1 protein-coding gene is annotated in these 233 nt (G+C 51.9%); it reads left to right on the top strand.

All coding sequences use genetic code 11. The features are described from left to right. Nucleotides 1–44 precede the first annotated feature (44 nt). Entirely contained in the window at nt 45–218 is a 174-nt protein-coding gene (locus B0W88_RS34305) for a hypothetical protein (protein ID WP_158081013.1), read from the top strand. Nucleotides 219–233 lie beyond the last annotated feature (15 nt).

Here is a 233-nt window from a genome sequence, read left to right on the forward strand (position 1 = left end):
CCTTGTAGACGCCCGGTCAACCGACCGGGCGTTTGCATCTCTGCATGGCAGCCTGGCTGCTGCAGAGGCAAGCGTTGCGTGCAGTGCTTGCCTCTGTTGAGAACTTCGCAAGAAGTTCTGCAGAAAGAAGCAAGATAAGTGTTGACGATATGATCGTAATCACTCATAATCTCGCTTCTTTGCTGATCACTGATCAGCGCGAACGGCAAAGCGACTGAGGTTGCGAGTTGTTT

The sequence above is a fragment of the Pelomonas sp. KK5 genome (genome assembly GCF_001984095.1).
GTDB lineage: Bacteria > Pseudomonadota > Gammaproteobacteria > Burkholderiales > Burkholderiaceae_C > KK5.

Coding starts and splice junctions, on each gene's coding strand:
- B0W88_RS34305 (WP_158081013.1), top strand. CDS start 45: ATGGCAGCCTGGCTGCTGCAGAGGCAAGCGTTGCGTGCAGTGCTTGCC.